Below are 18164 nucleotides of genomic sequence, written 5' to 3'. Positions count from 1 at the left end.
GTATCTCCGATCGAAATATCGTTTGATTTCAGTCAATTGATGAAATGCAATTGCGCCCTGCGAGCCATCGGTTTTTGTAACAAGCCGAGGCAAAGGATTGATGACGGGCAGCTTGCGGTGCCTGACCCAGGATATTTCCAGATGAGCGAAGCAAGTTGAGCCTCCTGTCAGGAGAGCTCTGGGGACTTTTCCCGTTGACGCCTTGGGAAGCCCTGATAATTTGACCGGGCAGTAAAAATATGGGCGTGAAGCCCCGGGAAAGGGCCGTCGGAGGCCAGGAGAACAGCATGTCCAATCGCCTCAATGCACCGAACGATCTTCGCGCCTTCTGGATGCCGTTTACGGCAAATCGCCAGTTCAAGAAGGAGCCGCGTTTGTTCGTCGGCGCCAAGGACATGTATTATACGACCCATGACGGCCGTCAGGTGCTGGACGGCACGGCTGGCCTCTGGTGCGTCAATGCCGGCCACTGCCGCCCGAAGATCACTGAGGCGATCCGCGAGCAGGCCGGCGAACTCGATTACGCGCCGGCCTTCCAGCTCGGCCATCCGAAGGCCTTCGAACTGGCGAACCGCCTGGTCGACATTGCCCCTGAAGGCCTGAACCACGTTCTCTACACCAACTCCGGTTCCGAGTCCGTCGAGACCGCGCTCAAGGTGGCGCTCGCCTATCACCGTGTGAAGGGCAATGGATCACGCTTCCGCCTGATCGGCCGCGAGCGTGGCTATCACGGCGTCAATTTCGGCGGCATCTCCGTCGGCGGCATCGTCACCAACCGCAAGATGTTCGGCACGCTTCTGACCGGCGTCGATCACATGCCGCACACCCACCAGCCCGGCAAGAACAACTTTACCCGCGGCGAGCCCGAGCATGGCGGCGACATCGCCACCGAGCTCGAGCGTATCGTCACCCTGCATGACGCCTCCACCGTCGCCGCCGTCATCGTCGAGCCGGTGGCGGGCTCCACCGGCGTCTTGATCCCACCGAAGGGCTACCTGCAGAAGCTGCGCGAGATTTGCACCAAACACGGCATCCTGCTGATCTTCGACGAGGTCATTACCGGCTTCGGCCGCCTCGGCGCCCCCTTTGCCGCGCAATATTATGATGTCAAGCCCGACATGATCACCGCCGCCAAGGGACTGACCAACGGCGTCATTCCGATGGGCGCCGTCTTCGTCACCTCCGAGATCCATGACGCGTTCATGAACGGCCCGGAGCACATGATCGAGTTCTTCCACGGTTACACCTATTCCGGCAACCCGATCGCCTCCGCCGCCGCCCTCGCCACGCTCGACACCTACAAGGAAGAGGGGCTGCTGACACGCGCCGCCGAGCTTTCCGACTATTGGGCCGACGCGCTGCATTCGCTGAAGGATTGCCCCAATGTCATCGACATCAGGAACACCGGCCTGATTGGCGCGATCGAACTCGACCCCATCGCCGGCGAGCCCACCAAGCGCGCCTTCACCGCTTTCCTGAAAGCCTATGAAAGCGGCCTGCTGATCCGCACCACCGGCGATATCATCGCACTCTCCCCGCCGCTGATAATCGAGAAGCACCACATCGACGAGCTCTTCGACAAGCTGCGGACCATCCTGCAGAATAACATCTGAGAAAGCTCTGAAGCCTTTGGCATCAGAGCCCGCGGCGAATCTCCCGCATAATTACTTAAATCGGAATCGATTTAAGGATGAAATTATGCAGCAATTCAAAGTGTTACAGCGCCGCGCATCTGAATAGATGCGCGGCGCTGTAAATCCACGCAGGCCCTTTTTGTTGGATAGGCCTCAGGTCACGGCGGCGACCGAAAGGCAGAGGGCGAACTTCTTCAGGAGCCGGCGATCGAATTGCCCCTCATTGCCAAGCATCCATTTCAGGGCTTGGCTCGCACTCCATGGCGCCTTGTACGGCCGCACGGAGGTCATGGCGTCATAGACGTCGCAAATCGCAGCAAGACGCGCATGGAAGCTGACCTGCGCTTCGGAAAGCCTGCGGGGGTATCCCTTGCCGTCGATACGCTCATGATGGTTGAGGCAGACGTCGAGAACGATCTCCGGCATGCCTTCCTGGCGTGACAGGATTGCGTGCCCCTTTTCCGGATGATCGCGGATCATCTTGATCTCGTCCTCGTCCAGGCGCCCTTCCTTGTTGAGTATCTTGAGTGGAATTTCGAGCTTGCCGACGTCGTGCAGCAATCCTGCCGTGCCGAGCATCTGCACGGTCGTCTCGTCAAGTCCGAGATGACGGCCGAAAAGGATCATCAGCGCACTCACCGAAAGCGAATGCAGAAACGTCACTTCGTCCTTGGATTTCAGACGCGTAACGCTCAGAAAGACAGTGGGATTGTCATCCATCGACTTGGAGACCGAGGAAATCACCGGCGCCACCTGATCGAAGCTGATGCCATCACCATGCTGGAGCCGGCCAAAAACGCTTTCCAGGACCTGCACGGATTTCTGGATGGACTCGCGTGCCACCTTGGTGTCGATCTCGATATTGCCGCCTGGCAGACCGTCGATGTCGAGGCCTCTGCTGGTGTTGATGATAACACCTTCAATGCCGCTCTTGCGAAGCTTCAGGGCATCGACTTCACGGCGCAGCAGAAATCTTCGCTTGGACAGAAGCGGGTCCTGCCATGCACCCTCGATCGCCTCCACAAACATTCCGTTGCGCACCTGTCTGGCTTCGATACGCTTGAGCATCCAGATCTCTGTTCCTGAAATATCTCTCTGTTTATTATCGACCGTTCTTTTGCATCGCAGCAATATATGCACGAACAATGATTCTACTCTAATTGGTAGAATCAAGTGTTAATCTCGAAACCGAATTCGACTATTCAGAAAGACGAAGAGTTTCGCGAAATTCGGCAGGTTCATCGGCACCGCGCAGATGCGGGTACAGCACCCTCCGGAGATCTGCAGACGCCGCCACGATCGACGATTTTGGATATTTCGCGCCGGATCGGCTCGATTTTCGTTTCATTTTGTTATCAACTTGCGAAATCTCACCAAAATTCTTAGAAATCTTGCCGTTGCACCCATTTGAGCCAAATATGGCCGGAGGGCGCATCGATCGCGCCGATATCGATCGTCCTTGGCACGGCCTGGGGGCCGTTGAACGATCCGGAAAATCCGGCGCGGCACCTCATCGCGGGTCGAATGACCCCATCCAAGGAGACAGACAATGACCCTCAAGACATTGACGGCGACCCTCGTCGCGTCGCTCGCCTTTGCGCCGCTTGCCCATGCCGATATCACCATCGGCCTGATCGCGCCGCTGACCGGCCCTGTCGCCGCCTACGGCGACCAGGTGAAGAACGGCGCTCAGACCGCCGTCGACGAGATCAACAAGAAGGGCGGAATTCTTGGCGAGAAGGTCGTCCTCGAACTGGCCGACGATGCCGGCGAACCGAAACAGGGCGTTTCCGCCGCCAACAAGGTCGTCGGCGACGGCATCCGCTTCGTCGTCGGCCCGGTGACATCGGGCGTCGCCATTCCCGTTTCGGACGTGCTTGCTGAAAACGGCGTGCTGATGGTTACTCCGACCGCGACGGCCCCCGACTTGACCAAGCGCGGCCTGACCAACGTGTTGCGCACCTGCGGCCGCGACGATCAGCAGGCCGAAGTCGCCGCCAAATATGTGCTGAAGAATTTCAAGGACAAGCGCGTCGCCATCGTCAACGACAAGGGCGCCTACGGTAAGGGCCTCGCCGATGCCTTCAAGGCGACGCTGAACGCCGGCGGCATCACCGAAGTCATCAACGACGCGATCACGCCTGGTGACAAGGATTTCAGCGCGCTCACCACCCGCATCAAGTCCGAGAAGGTCGACGTGGTCTATTTCGGCGGCTACCACCCGGAAGGCGGCCTGCTCGCCCGCCAGCTGCATGACCTCGCCGCCAACACGACGATCATCGGCGGCGACGGACTCTCCAACACCGAATTCTGGGCAATCGGCACGGATGCGGCAGGAGGCACGATCTTCACCAACGCTTCGGACGCCACCAAGAGCCCGGATTCCAAAGCCGCAGCCGACGCGCTCGCCGCCAAGAACATCCCCGCCGAAGCCTTCACGCTAAACGCCTATGCCGCCGTCGAGGTACTGAAAGCCGGCATCGAGAAGGCCGGCAGCGCCGAGGATGCGGAAGCCGTCGCGACCGCGTTGAAGGACGGCAAGGAGATCCCGACCGCCATCGGCAAGGTCACCTACGGCGAGACCGGCGACCTGACCTCGCAGAGCTTCTCGCTCTACAAGTGGGAAGCCGGCAAGATCGTCGCCGCCGAGTAACTGACGGATATAGTGAAACAGAATCGGGCGCCTCACGGCGCCCGATTTATATTTTGAGAGAGGGGCTGCCGGTCAATCCCGCGTCCTCTTATCCTCACGCAGATAGCTTTCCACTGTCGGGTGTTCGATAAGTACCATCGGTTGAACATACGTCTGATTGGGTGTTGGATTTGAAATCCGCGCGTAGAAACTGGCGACCACGACGCGCTTAAGATTTTCATCGGAAGCGACACTTCCGATCGATTTTTTGAGAATGATCTGATTGACCTTCCCATGCTTGTCAGTCGTGAGTACCGCAGAGTTGTTCGCACAGCCGCTCAAAAGAAAAACTGCTGTGCAGGCCGCCGAAATAATTGCTTTCATATCATGACCTTGAGTTGGAAAACGACATCTGTATTCTCGCTTCACTAGCACTGCTGCCACCGAGGCAAAAGCAGCGGGAAATACAATCCAAATGTTTCCAGCATCCGTTCGGCACCAGCGGCAGAAAAACAATCGAAGAGGTAGAAATCCATGACCACGAAGCTCGAACGTCTCATCGATCAGGGCGTTGGCCGTGTGCCGGCCGATATCGTGCTGAAGGGCGGCTGCTTCTTCGATCTCGTCACCGGCGAACTCGTCCAGTCGGACATTGCCATCGGTGCCGATCGCATCGTCGGCACCTCAGGCAATTATGAGGGCGAAACCGAGATCGATATTTCGGGCAGGATCGTCGTTCCGGGCTTCATCGACACGCATCTGCACATCGAATCTTCGCTGGTGACCCCGCATGAATTCGACCGCTGCGTTCTGCCCTACGGCGTCACCACCGCCATCTGCGATCCTCACGAAATCGCCAATGTGCTTGGAACCGCCGGCATCGAGTTCTTTCTCGAATCCGCGCTGGAGACGATCATGGACATCCGCGTCCAGCTCTCCTCCTGTGTGCCGGCGACGCATCTTGAAACCTCCGGAGCCGATCTGCCGATCGAGCGCCTCCTGCCCTTCCGCCACCATCCGAAGGTCATCGGACTTGCCGAATTCATGAATTTCCCGGGCGTGATCCACAAGGATCCTGTCTGCATGGCCAAGCTCGATGCCTTCCAGGGTGGCCACATCGACGGTCATGCGCCGCTGCTGTCTGGCAACGACCTCAACGGTTACCTCTCGGCCGGCATCCGCACCGAGCACGAATGCACGACCGCCGGCGAAGCCTTGGAAAAGATCCGCAAGGGCGTGCATATCCTCGTACGCGAGGGTTCGGTCTCCAAAGATCTCGCGGCGCTGATACCCATTATCACCGAGCGGCTTTCACCCTTCCTCGCGCTTTGCACCGACGACCGCAATCCGCTCGATATCGCCGAACAGGGTCATCTCGATCACATGATCCGCACGGCGATCGCAAGCGGCGTCGAGCCCCTGGCGATCTACCGCGCCGCCTCGATTTCGGCCGCCCGCGCCTTCGGCCTCAAAGACCGTGGCTTGGTCGCCCCGGGTTGGCGCGCCGATCTGGTAGTGCTCGACAGTTTGGAAAACTGCCGTGCCGACATGGTTTTCTCGGCCGGCCGCCGCGTCACCGATGCGCTCTTTTCCTCGCGCAGACCGGTTGCCCCAATCGGCCTCGACAGCGTCAAGGCCCGGCCCGTCAACGCCGCCCATTTCGGCGTCCCGGTCGCCGAAGGCGAAACGCCTGTCATCGGCGTCATACCGGGCAAGATCATCACCGAGCATCGCCGCTACCGCCTGCCCGTCAGGGGCAACGAGACGACGGTCGATCTTGCCAACGATATCATCAAGGTCGCCGTCATCGAGCGCCACGGCAAGAACGGCAACCATGCGAATGGCTTCGTCCAGGGCTTCGGCCTGAAAAAGGGCGCGATCGCCTCGACCGTCGGCCATGACAGCCACAATATCTGCGTGGTCGGTGTCAGCGAGGACGACATGGCACGCGCCGCAAACCGCCTCGGCCAGATCAAGGGCGGATTCGTCGTCGTCGAAGACGGCAAGGTCACCGGCGAAATCGCCCTGCCCATCGCCGGCTTGATGAGCCTCGAGCCCTATGAGACGGTCCGCGATACGCTCCACCAACTGCGCAAAGCCGCCTTGGCGCTGGGCGCCACGCTGGAGGAACCCTTTCTCCAACTCGCCTTCCTACCGCTGCCGGTCATCCCGCACCTGAAGATATCCGACCGCGGCATGGTGGATGTGGACAAGTTCGCGCTGATCGGGTGACGGAATCCTTGGCAAATTCCGCGGCAGCGCTTATTTTGCGGTAACGTTGGAGCCGATTATGACGAAGCTGGAACAGATTGAAAAAATCGTTACCGAACTCGATAAGTACGACTTCGAAGCCTTTTCGGCGTGGTTTGAAGCCCTTCAAGCCGAACGCTGGGACAGGCAGATGGAAGCAGATGCTGCTGGTGGCAAACTCGATCATCTCGCCGAGAAGGCCTTTGCCGATTTTCGTGCCGGAAAGACAAGACGGCCTTGAAACACCACGCAACTCCCGCCTTCTGGGAGGCGTATGACCGCTTGCCTGAACAGATACGGAAGTTGGCTGACGGAAACTTCGATATGCTCAAACAAGATCCCAGACATCCCTCCTTGCATTTCAAACGCGTCGGCCGATTTTGGTCGGCGCGCGTCGGTGCATCCTGGAGAGCTTTAGCCGTCAGTGACGGAGATGACATCATAGTGACGGAGATGACATCATCTGGTTTTGGATCGGCTCGCACGCAGATTACGATAAGCTTCTGAAATAACCGTCAAACCCGCGCACAAAACCCATCCAGCGCCGCAAGCTTCACTGACCCTGTGCCCGCTACCGCCTCGAAGCCCGGCATCTCAAGCGGTTCCTCGATCACCATACCATCAGGCAGACGGAATTCCGTCGGTTTGCGCGTCAGGTTGAAGACGAAGAGCAGTTTTTCGCCGTCCTTTTCGCGGGTGAAGGCGAGCAGGTCCTGGTTGGTGCCGATGAAGATCATGTCGCCGTCGATCAGCGCCGGGTGGCTCTTCCGGAATGCGAGCGTCCTGCGGTAGTGATGCAGCACCGAGTTGTCGCCCGCCTCCTGCGTATCCATGGAAAGCGCTGCCTGCTCGTAAGGCACCGGCAGCCAGCTCTTTTCCGCGGAGGTGAAGCCCGCATGCGCCTTGCCGGCTTCCCAGGGCATCGGCGTGCGGCATCCATCGCGGCCCTTGAAGGCCGGCCAGAAGCGGATGCCGTAGGGGTCGCGCAGATCCTCGAAGGCGAGTTCCGCTTCGGGCAGGCCGAGTTCCTCGCCTTGATAGAGGCAGATCGAGCCACGCAGCGCTGCAAGCACCGAGATCGCCAGCTTGGCGATGACAGGCCGCTCTTCCTCCGTCCGCGCGAAACGGCTGACATGGCGCATGACGTCGTGGTTGGAAAAAGCCCAGCAGACCCAGCCGTCGGTCACCGCCTTCTGGAAGGCCTCGACGCAGCCGCGAATATGCTCGGCGGTGAATTCCGGCCCGAGCAGATCGAATGTGTAGCACATGTGCAGCTTGTCGCCGCCACTCGTATAGGCGCCAACCGTCTTCAGCGAACGCGCTCCATCGCCGACCTCGCCAACAGTCGTGCGATCCTCGTACTGATCGAGCAGCATCCGGAAGCGTTTGAGGAAATCGACATTTTCCGGCTGCGTCTTGTCATAAAGATGGTTCTGCATGCCGTAGGGATTGGTATCGGGCGCATCGAGGCCTGCGTCATCCTCGTCGGGCTCGTGCGGCGGATTGCTTCTGAGCAGCTTGTCGCAGAAATAATAGTTGACCGTGTCCAGGCGGAAGCCGTCGACGCCGCGGTCGAGCCAGAACTTCACCGTCTCCAGCACCGCATCCTGCACGGCCTTGCTATGGAAGTTGAGGTCAGGCTGCGAGGTCAGGAAATTGTGCTGGTAATATTGCCGGCGCACGCCATCCCATTCCCAGCCCGGCCCGCCGAAGATCGACAGCCAGTTGTTCGGCGCCGTGCCGTCAGGCTTCGGATCGGCCCAGACATACCAATCCGCCTTGGGATTGGTCCGGCTCGATCGGCTCTCCACGAACCAGGGATGCCGGTCGGAGGTGTGCGAGATTACCTGATCGATGACGACCTTAATGCCGAGCCTGTGAGCTTCGGCCATCATCTCGTCGAAATCGGCGAGCGTGCCGAAGATCGGATCGACGTCGCAATAATCGGAAACGTCGTAGCCCATGTCGGCCATCGGCGACTTGAAGAAGGGCGAGAGCCAGATCGCGTCGACGCCGAGGCTGGCAATATGCGGCAGTCGGCGGGTGATTCCCCTGAGATCGCCGAGACCGTCGCTGTTGGTGTCCTGAAACGAGCGCGGATAGACCTGATAGATCACCGCGCCGCGCCACCAGTCCGCACTCCCGCCTGCCTGCAATGCCATCGGCTACATCTCCTGCCTCGTTTGCGCTCGCCACACTAAAGCGGACGAAACAAAAGACAACCATGTGAAGCGGTTATGAAGGCGTTGCGAAACGCCGCGATGCGTCGTCGCGATCCGACAAGGGGGAGACGTATATAGGCTTGTCCACAACCCGTTTCCATCCTCCGGATTTGGGGTTGCAACGCAAAGCCTTTGCGATAATGTGCGCGCTGACCTGCACGTAAGAGGTCAAACACCGGGAACAAATGATCTAATAAAGGCGAAAAGCCTAGAAAGGTGGACCCACCATGAACCATTTCACGAAAAAATTTCTCGCCTCTGCGATGCTTGGCACATTGCTGGCGTTTTCGGCCCATGCGGCCACGCTCAACATTCACAATGGTGGCGACCCGCAGTCGCTCGATCCGCAGAAACTTTCCGGCGACTGGGAGAACCGTATCGCCGGCGACATTTTCGAAGGCCTCGTCACCGAAGACGCCAAGGATAATCCGATCCCCGGCCAGGCTGAAAGCTGGACGATTTCGCCTGATGGCAAGGTCTACACCTTCAAGCTTCGCGACGGCATCAAGTGGTCCGATGGCCAGCCGGTAACGGCAGGAGATTTCGTCTTCGCCTTCCAGCGCCTCGTCGACCCGAAGAATGCCGCCGATTATGCCTATCTGCAGTTCACCATCAAGAACGCCGAAAAGATCAACAAGGGTGAGATCACCGATCTCAACCAGCTCGGCGTCAAGGCGATCGACGACAAGACGCTGGAGATTACACTTGAAAACTCCACTCCCTATTTCATCAATGCCCTGATGCATTACACCGCCTATCCGCTGCCGAAGCATGTCGTCGAGGCGAAGGGTCAGGATTGGGTCAAGATCGGCAACATCGTCACCAACGGCCCCTACAAGCCGGTCGAATGGGTTCCGGGCTCGCATGTCACCACCGTCAAGAACGACCAGTGGTACGACACCAAGGACCTGAAGATCGATGGCGCGAAATTCTTCGTGCTCGAAGACCAGGAAGCCGCGCTGAAACGCTACCGCGCCGGCGAGTTCGACATCCTCACCGACTTCCCGACCGACCAGTACGAGTGGATGAAGAAGAACCTGCCGGGCCAGGCGCATGTCGCCCCCTTCTCCGGCCTCTACTATTACGTCGTCAACTCGCAGAAGCCGCCCTTCAGCGACAAGCGTGTCCGCCAGGCTCTCTCCATGGCGATCAACCGCGAAGTCATCGGCCCGCAGATCCTCGGCACCGGCGAACTGCCGGCCTATTCCTGGGTGCCGCCGGGCACGGCGAACTACGGCGAGCCGGCCTATGTCAGCTGGAAGGATCTGCCCTATAGCGAGAAGGTCGCAGAAGCCAAGAAGCTTCTGACCGAAGCCGGCTTCGGCCCGGATAAGCCGCTGCACGCCGTGCTCAGCTACAACACCAACGACAACCACAAGCGCATCGCCGTCGCCATCGCTTCCATGTGGAAGCCGCTCGGCGTCGATGTCGAGCTCGTTAACGCCGAAACCAAGGTGCATTACGACCAGATGCAGCGCGGCCAGGTCGAAATCGGCCGCGCCGGCTGGCTTGCCGACTATAACGACCCGGACAACTTCCTGAACCTCTTGGTGACCGGCGTGCAGATGAACTACGGTCGCTGGTCCAACCCCGAATACGACAAGATGATCAAGGAAGGCAACGCCGAGACCGATCTCGCCAAACGTGCCGCGATCTTCAAGAAAGCCGAACAGCTGGCGCTGGATGAATCCGCCGCCCTGCCGATCTACTACTACGTCTCGAAGAATGTCGTTTCGCCGAAGATCGACGGCTTCGTCGACAATATCCAGGACATCCACCGCACCCGCTGGCTGTCGATGAAAGAGTAAGGGAAAACGGTCCTTCCCGCGCATTGCGGGAAGGACCGGCCCACGATCATGATCAAATACGCCCTCCGTCGCCTGCTATCGACGATCCCCGTTTTGTGGATCGCCGTCACAGCCTGCTTTTTTGTTTTGCGCCTTGCCCCCGGCGGCCCTTTCGATGGCGAAAGGCCATTGCCGCCGGTGATCTTGAAGAACCTTGCCATCCACTACAATCTCGACAAGCCGCTCATCCAGCAGTACCTGATCTATGTCGGTGACCTGCTCCGGGGCGATCTCGGCCCGTCCTTCGCCAGCGAAGACTTCACCGTCGCCCAGCAGATCATGATCGGTCTGCCCTACACCTTCACCATCGGTACGGCTGCCTTCCTGATTGCCATCATTGTCGGCGTGGCCGTCGGCTGTCTTGGGGCGCTCTACCAGAACAAGGCGCCGGATTATATTCTGGGCGCTCTCATCCTGATTGGCGTCGTGCTGCCGAACTTCCTGATTGCACCCATCCTGCAGCTCGTCTTCGGTATCCATCTCGCATGGTTCCCGGTTGGCGGCTGGGGTGATGGCTCGATCAAATACCTCATCCTGCCGATCGTCGTTCTGGCCCTGCCGCATGCCGGCCGTATCTCGCGCATCACGCGCGGCTCGATGATCGAGGTAATGAATCAGAACTTCATCCGCACCGCCAAGGCCAAAGGCATCGGCCCCCGCCTGACAGTCATGCGCCATGCGCTGAAGCCCGCCATGATGCCTGTCGTCTCCTATCTGGGGCCCGCCGCAAGCTACCTTCTCACCGGCTCGCTGGTTGTCGAAAGCATCTTTGGATTGCCCGGCATCGGCCGCTATTTCGTCAACGCAGCGCTGAACCGCGATTACGGCATGGTTCTCGGCACGGTCATTTTCTACATGGTGCTCATTGTGTTCCTGAATCTTCTCGTCGATATCGCCTATGCGTGGCTCGATCCGAAAGTGAGAAACCGATGATCCTCAACCCCGCAAAACGCGAGCTGCTTGCCCAGGAGCTTCTGGAGGCGGAGGGCCTTGCGCCCGAAAGCCGATCGCTCACCAAGGATGCGTTGCGCCGCCTCGCGCGCAACAAGGCAGCCGTCCTGTCGATCGTTGTTCTGACGGTTCTGATCCTCGCCGCCTTCCTCGGCCCCTGGTTCATTCCCTTCAACTACGAGGATCCGGATTGGGCGGCCTTCCGCATACCGCCCTCGATCGAAACCGGCCACTATTTCGGCACCGACCCGAACGGCCGCGACCTTCTCGCCCGCGTCCTTTACGGCACCCGCGTCTCGCTCGCCGTGGCGCTGACGGCGACCGTCGTCTCCGTCTTCATCGGCGTGCTCTACGGCGCGGTCTCGGGCTACATCGGCGGCAGGCTGGATGCGATCATGATGCGCTTCGTCGATATCATGTATGCGCTTCCCTATATCCTCTTCGTCATCCTGCTGATGGTGATCTTCGGCCGCAACGTCTATCTGCTGTTTGCCGCCATCGGCGCGCTGGAATGGCTGACCATGGCCCGCATCGTGCGTGGCCAGACGCTGTCGATCAAGCATCGCGAATTCATCGAAGCGGCCCGCGCATCCGGGCAGCGGCCGTTCAAGATCATCATCAAACACATCATCCCGAACCTCGTCGGACCCGTGGTGATCTTCGCAGCGTTGACGGTGCCTGAAATCATCGCCACCGAAAGCTTCCTTTCCTATCTCGGCTTCGGCGTGCAGGAACCGCTGACCTCGCTCGGTACGTTGATCGCCGAGGGAACCGATGCCATGGAAAGCATGCCGTGGCTGCTGGTCTTCCCGGCAAGCTTCCTCGTGGCCCTGTTGCTCAGCCTGCTCTTCATCGGTGACGGCCTGCGCGACGCGTTCGACCCGAAGGATCGCTAAGAATGTCCCAGCAGACACAAAAAGACACGCTTCTCGAACTCAAAGACTACTCGATCACCTTCAAGACGCCGGATGGAGAGGTGAAGGCGGTCTCGAACATGAACCTGACGGTCAAGCGCGGAGAGCGCATCGCTATCGTCGGCGAGTCCGGTTCCGGCAAGAGCCAGACCTTTCTCGGCATCATGGGGCTGCTCGCCAAGAACGGCAAAACGACGGGACAGGCGCTGCTCGAAGGCAAGGACGTGCTGGCGCTGAAACCGCGCGAGCTCGACCAGATCCGCGGCAAGGACATGGCGATGGTCTTCCAGGACCCGATGACCGCCCTCAATCCAACGCTGAAGATCTCCCGGCAGCTGACGGAGCAGCTCGAGGTTCACGGCGGGCTGACGGCGCGCGCCGCATCCGCCGCCGCACTCGACATGCTGAAACGTGTCGGCATCCCCGACCCGACGCGGCGCTTCCACCTCTACCCGCACGAACTCTCCGGCGGCATGCGCCAGCGCATCGTCATCGCCATGGCGCTGCTCACCCGGCCGAAGCTCTTGATCGCCGACGAACCGACGACGGCACTCGACGTCACCATCCAGGCGCAGATCCTCGATCTCTTCAACGACCTGACGGCGGAGATGAACACGGCGCTGATCATGATCACCCACGATCTCGGCGTCGTTGCCGGCCTCGCCGACCGCGTCGCCGTCATGTATGCCGGCCGCATCGTCGAGGAGGCGCCCGTCGACGAGCTCTTCGACAATCCGGCTCATCCCTATACCGCGGCGCTGCATGCCTCTATCCCGCGGCCGGACCAGGATGTCGACGACCTTGTCGTCATTCCCGGGCGTCCGCCGAACCTGCAGCACCTGCCGAAAGGCTGCAATTTTTCGCCGCGCTGTTCGCAGGTCCAGGACGATTGCATCGACCGCCCGCCGCCGCTCGAAACGCTGGCGCCGCGACATTGCGCCGCCTGTTACCACCCCTTCCCGCGTCGTGAGGAGTTGCTGAACCATGGCTGACCGATCGCTTCTGAGGGTCGAGAACCTGACGACCCAATTCGAACTGCCAGCAAAGGGCCTCTTCAAGCCGCCGATCTTCCTCACCGCCGTCAACAATGTCAGCTTCGACCTCAGCGAAGGCCGCACGCTCGGCATCGTCGGCGAATCCGGCTGCGGCAAGTCGACGCTCGGCCGTTCCATCCTGCGGCTGCTGAAATCGCAGAAGGGCCGTATCCTCTGGCAGGGCCGCAACCTGCTCGACCTGTCAGACGAGGAAATGCGCGCCGCCCGCCGCGACATGCAGATCATCTTCCAGGATCCGATCGCCTCGCTCGACCCGCGTATGACGGTCGGCGACATCATTGCCGAGCCGCTCACCGTCTTCGAGCCGAAGCTTACCAGGGCCGAACGCACGGAGCGCGTTCGCGAGATCATGACCGCCGTCGGCCTGGTGCCGGAGATGATCAACCGCTATCCGCACGAATTCTCCGGCGGCCAGGCGCAGCGCATCGGCATCGCCCGCGCGGTCGTCACCAAGCCGAAGCTCATCATCTGCGACGAGCCGGTTTCGGCCCTCGACGTCTCGATCCAGGGCCAGGTCATCACGCTTCTGCGCAAGCTGCGCAAGGAATTCGGCCTGACGTTGATCTTCATCAGCCACGACCTCTCCGTGGTGCGCCTGATCTCCGACGATGTGCTGGTGCTCTATCTCGGCAGGGTGGTGGAAGCTGGCGACTGCGCTACCGTCTTCGATCACCCCGCCCATCCTTATACACAGGCGCTCTTCTCCGCCGCCCCGATCCCGGATCCGAAGCTTGCGCGCCTGCGCACCCGCATCCGTCTGCAGGGTGACCCGCCTTCGCCGCTCAACCCGCCGAAGGGCTGCGTCTTCTCGCCGCGCTGCTGGAAGGCGACCGACATCTGTCGCACCGAAATGCCGCCGACCGAGCACGTTCGCCCCGGCCAGTCGGCCGCCTGTTATCATATGGACAGGCCATAAACGGAACGAAGGCCGCGCAAGCGGCCTTCGCCTTGAATGCCCCATGCCCCCATTCATTCTCGGATGGAAGCAGACTATTTTTGGATCTAAAGTCCCCAATAAGAAAGCTTTTATAAGCATGTGCTATCCCATTTCGGCCTAATCGCAAGCCAGGGGAACGCATATATGAAATCGAAAATATCAGGTGTAATCGCACTTACCGCGGCCATGATTGCCGTCTCCGCGGTTTCATCGCATGCCGAAGATCTGACCTTCAAGCTCATCAACGGAACAAACTCCGTCCTGACGCACTTCTATAGTTCGCCGACCGGCGACGACGACTGGGAAGAAGACGTCTTCGGCGAGAACGTTCTCGATCCGGGCGAAACCATGAATATCACCATCGCCGACGGCCGCACCGTCTGCAAATACGACATGCGCTTCGAATTCGAGGAAGATTCCAACCTCGCAACCACTGAAGATGCGCAGGACCTTTGCGCGATGGGCAGCTACACCATCCACGAATAAGAATTGGGAAGCCGCCCTCGCATCGTCCGTGAAGGCGGGCTTTCATCTCTCTCGTGATATCGACGCTTGTCACTCAGCCTAGCTCCGCGTATCAGCGAATGAAGACCGGCGCATAAATCCTTTCCGGAAATCGGGATCGATTTTCGGAAAGGATTATGCGCCAATTCAAAGCGATAGCGCGCCCTGTTGGACGCGGCCCTCAAATGCCGGGAGGACAAGGTGAGCAGACGGTTTCTATCGATCGGCGAATGCATGGTGGAACTCTCGCAGGCAGGCGACGGCCTGCTGCGCAAAGGCTTTGCCGGCGATACCTTCAACACCGCCTGGTATGCACGCGCCTGCCTTGCCGCCGACTGGTCGGTCGACTACTTCACCGCCCTGGGCGACGACGCCATGTCGGACGAGATGGTCGGCTTCATCGACCAGGCAGGCATCGGCACCAGCCTCATCCGCCGCATCAGGGGCGGGACGCCCGGCCTCTATATGATCAACCTGAAAAATGGCGAACGCTCCTTCAGCTACTGGCGCGACAGTTCGGCGGCCCGCAGCCTGGCCGCCGATCCGGACCGCCTGCGCGAGGCGGTGGAAAGCGCTGAGGTCGTCTATTTCTCCGGCATCACCCTTGCCATCCTGCCGCATGAGGATGCCGAGACTTTGCTTGCCGAGGTCCGTCGCGCCAAGGCCGCCGGCAAGCTCGTCGTCTTCGATCCGAACATCCGCCCGCGGCTCTGGTCGAGCTACGACGTGATGCACACGACGATCAGCGAAGGCGCCCGCTCCTCCGTGCTCGTCATGCCGAGCTTCGACGACGAGGCAGCCCATTTCGGCGATGACTCCATCGAGGCGACGATCCACCGCTATCGCGCACTGGGCGCCGTCCATATCGTCATCAAGAACGGCGCTGACGGTGTCACGCTGAATTTTGCCGGCGAGCAAACCTTCGTTCCGGCCGAAAAGGTGAAGAAGGTGGTCGACACGACCAGCGCCGGCGACAGCTTCAACGGCGCCTTTCTCGCACGATATCTCGAAGCCGGCGATGCGCCTGACGCCGCCCGCTTCGCAGCAAAGGTCGCTGCTCGCGTCGTCAGCGAACATGGTGCACTGGTCATAAAGGAAAAGCTTGGATTGGATGGCGGCTAGAGCGGCGCGATCTTTCAGATTCGCTTAACGAGACATGCTTTTAGGCCGCACATGCTGACGCAGGTTGAATGCCATGTGCGAGCGCTCTCCGCCTTGTCGGCATCGTTTGCCCCGCTGCTAGAGCATGATGCCGAAAAGTGTGCGCGGTTTTCGGACGACATCATGCTCTATTTCTTTGATTTAGATCAGGATTCAGATTTCAGGCCGATCGGGCCTAAAATCATCCTGATCCGGGGAAATCAGGACTTTGTCGGCCGATCGGCGTCGCGAACCGCCTCGTCATGGTACCAGCAGCTGTCGAGCGCAGCATCGCAGACGTCCGCGGCCTCGCGCTCCATCAGCCTGGCGCGTTCGAACCGGTTGGCGTTTCGTGTCGCCTTAACGGGAAACTGGTAGATCGTTGCGGATTCACGATGGAAACCGGTGGGCATGAGATCGCCTCCATTCAGTTCGGCGCATCAACATTTCAGGACCATCTACATAGCACAATGCACATAGTTTACGCAAATTGCATAAAATAAGGGCAATGTTGCAATTGTAATCGGTCGGCATGCTGCCTCGACCAAAAGCTTCCGATAATTTGTTTAACACTTCATCATTTCAGACTAACGCCGTAATTTTCATCCGGTTCCAGACGGGAAAAGTGCGTTTTCATGGGCGATACTGTCTATGAACGTTAAAAACAGCCCGATTTTCCGAAAGTTAAAAAACCCGCCGGCACGCCGATTCGCGATTTTTCTTTCGCGTAGCGCCAAAACTGGCACGCTACATGCTTTGAAATTGTCATCCCCTGGCGGTCGGATGCGCTTGCGCGCCGAGATCACCTCCGGATTTGCTCACCTTCGTAGCATTGAGAGAGTCACGATGACAAAATATAAGCTCGAGTACATTTGGCTCGATGGGTACACACCGGTACCGAACCTGCGTGGCAAGACGCAGATCAAGGAATTCGACGAATTTCCGACGCTGGAACAGCTTCCACTCTGGGGCTTTGATGGCTCCTCGACGCAGCAGGCCGAAGGCCGCAGCTCGGATTGTGTGCTGAAGCCCGTCGCCATTTATCCGGACCCGGCCCGCACCAACGGCGCGCTCGTCATGTGCGAAGTCATGATGCCGGATGGCGTCACGCCGCACGCATCGAATGCTCGCGCAACCATCCTCGACGACGAAGACGCATGGTTCGGCTTCGAGCAGGAATATTTCTTCTACCAGAACGGCCGTCCGCTTGGTTTCCCTGAGCAGGGCTACCCCGCTCCGCAGGGCCCTTATTACACCGGCGTCGGCTATTCGAACGTCGGCGACGTTGCCCGCGAAATCGTCGAAGAGCACCTCGATCTCTGCCTCGCTGCCGGCATCAATCACGAAGGCATCAATGCCGAAGTGGCCAAGGGCCAGTGGGAATTCCAGATTTTCGGCAAGGGCTCCAAGAAAGCTGCCGACCAGATCTGGATGGCGCGCTACCTGCTGCAGCGCCTGACGGAAAAATACGGTATCGACATCGAGTATCATTGCAAGCCGCTCGGCGACACCGACTGGAACGGCTCGGGCATGCATTGCAACTTCTCGACCAAGTACTTGCGCGAAGTCGGCGGCAAGGAATATTTCGAAGCGCTGATGGCGCAGTTCGACAAGAACCTGATGGACCACATCGCGGTCTACGGCCCCGATAACGACAAGCGCCTGACCGGCAAGCACGAGACTGCTCCGTGGAACAAGTTCTCCTATGGCGTTGCCGACCGTGGTGCTTCGATCCGCGTGCCGCACTCCTTCATCAAGAACGACTATAAGGGCTATCTGGAAGATCGCCGCCCGAACTCGCAAGGCGACCCCTACCAGATCGCTTCGCAGGTTCTGAAGACGATCTCGGAAGTTCCGACTGCAAGCTCGGCTTCTGCTGCCGCCTGACCTCCCAAGCGGCGCCGGTCCACGACCGGCGCCGCGACCTTCTTGTTTCAAATGAAGAACCGCCGCCAGCCACTGACATAATCGGGCGATCAGGCCGGCGAAAGCCCTGCAATCTCCGCAATATGGGCTGTAATATTTCCATCATAGTCATGCCTCAAAATAGGCAAGCGGGAATCGCCGTTCCGGAACTC

The 18164-nt window shown here is 59.5% G+C and carries 16 protein-coding genes; 12 read left to right on the top strand and 4 right to left on the bottom strand.

Annotation, left to right across the window (positions count from 1 at the left end):
• Positions 1-287: 287 nt before the first annotated feature.
• Positions 288-1613, top strand: a complete 1326-nt coding sequence (locus tag RWJ89_RS30320; protein WP_018446724.1) for an aspartate aminotransferase family protein — start codon at positions 288-290, stop codon at positions 1611-1613.
• A gap of 174 nt (positions 1614-1787) precedes the next feature.
• Here RWJ89_RS30320 and RWJ89_RS30315 read toward each other — a convergent pair whose 3' ends face one another.
• Complete coding sequence (locus RWJ89_RS30315; protein WP_131664561.1) at positions 1788-2702, bottom strand: HD-GYP domain-containing protein; 915 nt, start codon at positions 2700-2702, stop codon at positions 1788-1790.
• 481 nt (positions 2703-3183) lie between these two features.
• Between RWJ89_RS30315 and RWJ89_RS30310 the strand changes: the two genes are divergently transcribed.
• Entirely contained in the window at positions 3184-4287 is a 1104-nt protein-coding gene (locus RWJ89_RS30310; RefSeq protein ID WP_025395513.1) for a branched-chain amino acid ABC transporter substrate-binding protein, read from the top strand.
• A 72-nt stretch (positions 4288-4359) separates the two neighbouring features.
• Here the strand turns inward: RWJ89_RS30310 and RWJ89_RS30305 are convergent, their stop codons facing one another.
• Positions 4360-4650: a hypothetical protein gene (locus RWJ89_RS30305; RefSeq protein WP_316031906.1), complete on the bottom strand. Its 291-nt coding sequence runs from the start codon at positions 4648-4650 to the stop codon at positions 4360-4362.
• Positions 4651-4800: 150 nt separating this feature from the next.
• On the opposite strand from RWJ89_RS30305, the gene ade reads away from it, so the two are divergent.
• A complete protein-coding gene (gene ade, locus RWJ89_RS30300) occupies positions 4801-6498 on the top strand; it encodes an adenine deaminase (RefSeq protein WP_131664559.1) in 1698 nt (565 codons plus the stop codon).
• A gap of 58 nt (positions 6499-6556) precedes the next feature.
• Positions 6557-6757 (top strand): hypothetical protein, encoded by a 201-nt coding sequence (locus RWJ89_RS30295; protein WP_168285096.1) that lies wholly within the window; start codon positions 6557-6559, stop codon positions 6755-6757.
• A 274-nt stretch (positions 6758-7031) separates the two neighbouring features.
• Here RWJ89_RS30295 and bglA read toward each other — a convergent pair whose 3' ends face one another.
• Entirely contained in the window at positions 7032-8678 is a 1647-nt protein-coding gene (bglA, locus tag RWJ89_RS30285; RefSeq protein ID WP_222010236.1) for a beta-galactosidase BglA, read from the bottom strand.
• Between the two features lie 287 nt (positions 8679-8965).
• Between bglA and RWJ89_RS30280 the strand changes: the two genes are divergently transcribed.
• The 7 genes from RWJ89_RS30280 (at position 8966) to RWJ89_RS30250 (ending at position 16068) form a co-directional block, all read left to right on the top strand.
• Positions 8966-10546: a peptide ABC transporter substrate-binding protein gene (locus RWJ89_RS30280; protein ID WP_131664557.1), complete on the top strand. Its 1581-nt coding sequence runs from the start codon at positions 8966-8968 to the stop codon at positions 10544-10546.
• Between the two features lie 48 nt (positions 10547-10594).
• Positions 10595-11518, top strand: a complete 924-nt coding sequence (locus RWJ89_RS30275) for an ABC transporter permease subunit (protein ID WP_020051165.1) — start codon at positions 10595-10597, stop codon at positions 11516-11518.
• Positions 11515-12432: an ABC transporter permease gene (locus tag RWJ89_RS30270; RefSeq protein ID WP_168285100.1), complete on the top strand. Its 918-nt coding sequence runs from the start codon at positions 11515-11517 to the stop codon at positions 12430-12432. Before RWJ89_RS30275 ends, RWJ89_RS30270 begins: the two co-directional genes overlap by 4 nt.
• 2 nt (positions 12433-12434) lie before the next feature.
• A complete protein-coding gene (locus RWJ89_RS30265; protein WP_168285101.1) occupies positions 12435-13442 on the top strand; it encodes an ABC transporter ATP-binding protein in 1008 nt (335 codons plus the stop codon).
• Positions 13435-14421, top strand: a complete 987-nt coding sequence (locus RWJ89_RS30260; RefSeq protein WP_168270639.1) for an ABC transporter ATP-binding protein — start codon at positions 13435-13437, stop codon at positions 14419-14421. Before RWJ89_RS30265 ends, RWJ89_RS30260 begins: the two co-directional genes overlap by 8 nt.
• Positions 14422-14586: 165 nt before the next feature.
• The gene (locus RWJ89_RS30255; protein ID WP_221942456.1) at positions 14587-14928 is read left to right on the top strand and encodes a hypothetical protein; all 342 of its coding nucleotides are present in this window, start codon (positions 14587-14589) and stop codon (positions 14926-14928) included.
• Between the two features lie 219 nt (positions 14929-15147).
• Positions 15148-16068 (top strand): sugar kinase, encoded by a 921-nt coding sequence (locus RWJ89_RS30250; protein WP_221942457.1) that lies wholly within the window; start codon positions 15148-15150, stop codon positions 16066-16068.
• Between the two features lie 239 nt (positions 16069-16307).
• On the opposite strand, the gene gstI is transcribed toward RWJ89_RS30250, so the two are convergent.
• Positions 16308-16499, bottom strand: coding sequence for a glutamine synthetase translation inhibitor GstI (gstI, locus tag RWJ89_RS30245; RefSeq protein ID WP_168270633.1), 192 nt, complete (start codon positions 16497-16499; stop codon positions 16308-16310).
• Between the two features lie 433 nt (positions 16500-16932).
• On the opposite strand from gstI, the gene RWJ89_RS30240 reads away from it, so the two are divergent.
• Positions 16933-17973, top strand: a complete 1041-nt coding sequence (locus tag RWJ89_RS30240; RefSeq protein WP_018481520.1) for a glutamine synthetase beta-grasp domain-containing protein — start codon at positions 16933-16935, stop codon at positions 17971-17973.
• The last annotated feature ends 191 nt before the right edge of the window (positions 17974-18164 follow it).

It is taken from the genome of Rhizobium sp. 10PS4, from assembly GCF_032464805.1.
Taxonomy (GTDB): Bacteria; Pseudomonadota; Alphaproteobacteria; order Rhizobiales; family Rhizobiaceae; genus Rhizobium; species Rhizobium laguerreae.
Note: the sequence above shows the minus strand (reverse complement) of the source record. Positions and strands in the feature narration are given on the sequence as shown.

What these genes read in the sequence shown, in the direction of transcription:
- bglA (WP_222010236.1), bottom strand. Translation starts at nt 8,678, where the DNA reads ATGGCATTGCAGGCAGGCGGGAGTGCGGACTGGTGGCGCGGCGCGGTG.
- RWJ89_RS30270 (WP_168285100.1), top strand. Translation starts at nt 11,515, where the DNA reads ATGATCCTCAACCCCGCAAAACGCGAGCTGCTTGCCCAGGAGCTTCTG.
- RWJ89_RS30240 (WP_018481520.1), top strand. Translation starts at nt 16,933, where the DNA reads ATGACAAAATATAAGCTCGAGTACATTTGGCTCGATGGGTACACACCG.
- RWJ89_RS30295 (WP_168285096.1), top strand. Translation starts at nt 6,557, where the DNA reads ATGACGAAGCTGGAACAGATTGAAAAAATCGTTACCGAACTCGATAAG.
- RWJ89_RS30255 (WP_221942456.1), top strand. Translation starts at nt 14,587, where the DNA reads ATGAAATCGAAAATATCAGGTGTAATCGCACTTACCGCGGCCATGATT.
- RWJ89_RS30315 (WP_131664561.1), bottom strand. Translation starts at nt 2,702, where the DNA reads ATGCTCAAGCGTATCGAAGCCAGACAGGTGCGCAACGGAATGTTTGTG.
- RWJ89_RS30310 (WP_025395513.1), top strand. Translation starts at nt 3,184, where the DNA reads ATGACCCTCAAGACATTGACGGCGACCCTCGTCGCGTCGCTCGCCTTT.
- RWJ89_RS30260 (WP_168270639.1), top strand. Translation starts at nt 13,435, where the DNA reads ATGGCTGACCGATCGCTTCTGAGGGTCGAGAACCTGACGACCCAATTC.
- RWJ89_RS30280 (WP_131664557.1), top strand. Translation starts at nt 8,966, where the DNA reads ATGAACCATTTCACGAAAAAATTTCTCGCCTCTGCGATGCTTGGCACA.
- ade (WP_131664559.1), top strand. Translation starts at nt 4,801, where the DNA reads ATGACCACGAAGCTCGAACGTCTCATCGATCAGGGCGTTGGCCGTGTG.
- RWJ89_RS30305 (WP_316031906.1), bottom strand. Translation starts at nt 4,650, where the DNA reads ATGAAAGCAATTATTTCGGCGGCCTGCACAGCAGTTTTTCTTTTGAGC.
- RWJ89_RS30320 (WP_018446724.1), top strand. Translation starts at nt 288, where the DNA reads ATGTCCAATCGCCTCAATGCACCGAACGATCTTCGCGCCTTCTGGATG.
- gstI (WP_168270633.1), bottom strand. Translation starts at nt 16,499, where the DNA reads ATGCCCACCGGTTTCCATCGTGAATCCGCAACGATCTACCAGTTTCCC.
- RWJ89_RS30275 (WP_020051165.1), top strand. Translation starts at nt 10,595, where the DNA reads ATGATCAAATACGCCCTCCGTCGCCTGCTATCGACGATCCCCGTTTTG.
- RWJ89_RS30265 (WP_168285101.1), top strand. Translation starts at nt 12,435, where the DNA reads ATGTCCCAGCAGACACAAAAAGACACGCTTCTCGAACTCAAAGACTAC.